The 3,748-nt window shown below is 35.5% G+C and carries 2 protein-coding genes; one reads left to right on the top strand and one right to left on the bottom strand.

The window, feature by feature from the left end; all coding sequences use genetic code 11:
- Positions 1–12 precede the first annotated feature (12 nt).
- Complete coding sequence (locus tag AAC024_RS15805) at positions 13–1,473, top strand: aminoacyl-histidine dipeptidase (protein WP_339896454.1); 1,461 nt, start codon at positions 13–15, stop codon at positions 1,471–1,473.
- 30 nt (positions 1,474–1,503) lie between these two features.
- Here AAC024_RS15805 and AAC024_RS15800 read toward each other — a convergent pair whose 3' ends face one another.
- A complete protein-coding gene (locus tag AAC024_RS15800; RefSeq protein WP_339896453.1) occupies positions 1,504–3,231 on the bottom strand; it encodes an amidohydrolase in 1,728 nt (575 codons plus the stop codon).
- Positions 3,232–3,748: the final 517 nt, after the last annotated feature.

Raw genomic sequence — 3,748 nt, 5'->3', positions numbered from 1 at the left:
TATTATAAAACTATGAACTCAGAAATAAGACAACTCGAACCACAAGCCCTTTGGAACAAATTTGCAGATTTAAACGCAGTACCGCGTCCATCAAAAAAAGAAGAACGCGTTATCGTTTTCATGAAACATTTTGGTGAAAACCTAGGATTAGAAACCATTGAAGATGAAGTTGGAAACGTCATTATAAAAAAGCCTGCAACCGTAGGAATGGAAAATAGGATTACCATAGTTATGCAATCGCATTTAGATATGGTGCATCAAAAAAATGGTGATACCGTTTTCGATTTTGACACTCAAGGTATAGAGATGTTTGTAGAAGGCGATTGGGTAAAAGCAAAAGGTACTACCCTTGGAGCAGATAATGGTTTGGGCGTTGCAACTATTATGGCTATTTTAGAAAGCACCGATATACCACATCCAGCTATTGAAGCGTTGTTTACCATAGATGAAGAAACCGGAATGACAGGTGCCATGGGTTTAAAAGGAGGCTTGCTATCTGGAGGTATTTTATTGAATTTAGATACAGAAGAAGATGATGAAATAGGAGTAGGCTGTGCTGGAGGAATAGATGTAACGGCAACAAGAACTTATGATGAAGAAGAAACTCCAGAATTTAAAATAGGTTATAAAATTTCAGTAAAAGGTTTGCAAGGTGGACATTCGGGAATGCAAATTCACGAAGGTTTAGGTAACGCCAATAAAATCATGAACCGTATATTGTTTGATGGTTTTGAAAATTTCGGATTACGAATTTCAGAAATTGATGGCGGTAGTTTACGAAATGCCATTCCTAGAGAAAGTAATGCTGTTGTAGCTATTGATGCTATTCATGAAGATGCTTTTTTATTAGAAATAGCATTGCTATCCACTACCATAAAAAAGGAATTGAAGACTATGGAACCCGATTTAGATATCAGTATTTCCAAAGTTGATACGCCGAATAAAATCATGGATTTAGGCGTTCAAGAAGGTCTAACAAGAGCTTTATATGGCGCATTAAATGGCGTATATAGAATGAGTGCTGATATTCCTGAATTGGTTGAAACCTCAAATAATATCGCTAGAGTTATTGTTAAAGATGGGCATATTAAAATTGGTTGTCTAACACGCTCTTCAGTCGAGAGTTCTAAAATAGATTTAGCTAATATGCTTCGTGCGACTTTCGAATTAACAGGCTGCGAGGTGGAATTATCTGGAGATTACCCAGGATGGACACCAAATATGGATTCTGCCATTTTAAAAGTAATGGCAAAATTATATGAAGATTTAAATGGAGAAAAACCTAATGTAGCGGCGTGTCACGCAGGATTAGAATGTGGTATTCTCGGGCAAAATTATCCAGACATGGATATGATTAGTTTTGGTCCAAATATCAAAGGAGCACATTCACCTGATGAACGCGCTCAGATTTCTTCAACGCAAAAATATTGGAAGTTTGTTTTGGAGATTTTGAAGGCTATTCCTGTTAAGTAATTTTTTTCAAACTTAATAATTTATGTTGGTCTATTCGCTCAAAGAATAGACCACTTTGCCATCAAAAATAGTCATCACAATTTCAGTGTTTAAAATTTCATGTTCTTCTACTGTCATTAAGTCTTGATTATAAATAGTGAAATCTGCAAGCTTGCCTATACTGATGGATCCTTTTATGTCTTCTTCAAAAGCACCATAAGCAGCGTCTAAAGTGTAAGATTTTAGTGCTTGTTCTCTTGTCATCTTTTGCTCTGGTTCATAACCTTCTTCTGGTGTGCCTTTCAGCGTTTTCCTGCTTACACTGGCATAGAAACTAGCTATTGGGTTAAGTGGTTCAACAGGAACATCTGTTCCATTAACAATCGGGATACCACTTTGCAGTAAAGCTTGCCACATATATGCGCCTTCCTTAATTCGTTTTTCTCCTAAGCGGTCAATGGCCCAAGGTCTGTCTGAAGACATGTGTATAGCTTGCATAGCAGGAATGACACCTAATTCCGAAAAACGAGGGATATCATTAGGGTGTAAATGTTGTGCATGTTCTATTCTAAACCTGTGATCTGAGGCTAACTCTGGTAATTCTTTAAACGCAGATTCATACCTGTCAAGAATTTCTTTATTGGCACGATCACCGATAGCATGAGAGCATACTTGAAACCCATTTTCAAGACCATCTAAAGCCGTTTTTTTTACAAAATCCATTGGGAGGGTTTCATGACCAAAATGATCTGGTCTATCTGTATAAGGTTCAATAAGCCATGCACCACGAGAACCTAAAGCACCATCACAGTTTAATTTTACAGACCGTATAGTTAAAAGATGATCAACATCAACTAATGGACCTTTTGAATACCATTCATTAAGTAATTCTTTATCCCAACCAGTAAGCATAGCATATATTCTAGTATTCATTTTACCTTCCAATTTCATTTTTTCATATAGAACGATAGTCTCTCTTGATATACCAGCATCATGAAAACTTGTAATACCATTTTTATGACAAGCTTCAACTGCAAGGTTGAAAGCTTGAATGTCTGTTTCAGGAGTCTTTTCTGGAATATGCTTACGAATTAGTGATTGTGCGCGTTCGTTAAAAATTCCTGTTGGTCTACCAAATTCATCTACAATAACTTCTCCTCCCTTAATGTCAAACTTTTTAATGCCTTCTTTTGCTAAAATTTGTAAACCAGCAATCTCCATAGCCTTGGCATTAGCAAACCCTGCATGACCACTAGCATGACTTAAGTAAACAGGGTTTTCTGGTGATATTTCGCTGAGTAAATGATGCGTTTGAAAACCTTTAACTATTCCAGTAGGCATAGAATCCCATTTACTTTGGTGCCATCCTCTACCTATAATCCATTCTCCAGGTTTAGCAGTTTTTACACGTTCTGCTACAGCATCTACAATATCTTGATAACTTGTCGTGTTCATCAAATCTAGATTTAATTCATTATAGCCTAAACCCATAAAATGACCATGACCTTCAATTAAGCCAGGTGTCATTGTTTTGCCATTTAGATTAATAAGCTCTGTTTGGTCATTTTTAAATTGTTCAGCTTCTGAAAGGTTTCCAGCAAAAAGAATCATATTGTTTTTTGTAGCTACAGCCTCTACACTAGTCTGAGTAGAGTCAACAGTGTAAATTGTGCCGCCAAAAATGAGCATGGTAGCAAACTCTTTTTTGGGACTAGAGCAGGCTAGTAGAAAAAACAGGAGTAAAGTGATACTCAAGAAAAGGGAATATCTTAATTTCATAAGGATAGGTTTTAAACTTTCAAAGTACAATAATTATATAAATTGGAAAACAAAATAATTCAATTAAGGAACAAAATTATGTCCTGAACTACCTCAGTTGACAGAGCAATAAGAAAATGTATAGTTTACATTTTTAGTGAACGGTGAGCAGGTGTTATAAAATGTCGTCTACTCAAAAATATTGAAATTTTGTTTTGTGATTTTTGAAGAAAATACTTCATAAATAATAAAATATATAGCAGTTTATCGAATTTATTAGCATTTAATCTATAATTTTATATATTTGTGATATAATATATGGAATTATGTTAAAAAGCATGGTTTTGAATGAAACATAAAGTAAGCACGTCAAACTGCCTCTAAAAAGAAACATTCACGGCTTTGCTTTTTTTTACTCTTATGTAGATGTGAAGGTTATAAAATAATCTTTAAGACACAGGGTCATATCCCGAACCACCCCATGGCGATGGAGCGTTAAGAAAATGTACAGTGTACATTTTTAGAGAACAGGCGAGCT

The sequence above is a fragment of the uncultured Algibacter sp. genome (assembly GCF_963976535.1).
GTDB lineage: Bacteria > Bacteroidota > Bacteroidia > Flavobacteriales > Flavobacteriaceae > Algibacter_B.
This window is presented reverse-complemented; position numbering and strand designations above follow the sequence as displayed.

What these genes read in the sequence shown, in the direction of transcription:
- AAC024_RS15800 (WP_339896453.1), bottom strand. Translation starts at nt 3,231, where the DNA reads ATGAAATTAAGATATTCCCTTTTCTTGAGTATCACTTTACTCCTGTTT.
- AAC024_RS15805 (WP_339896454.1), top strand. Translation starts at nt 13, where the DNA reads ATGAACTCAGAAATAAGACAACTCGAACCACAAGCCCTTTGGAACAAA.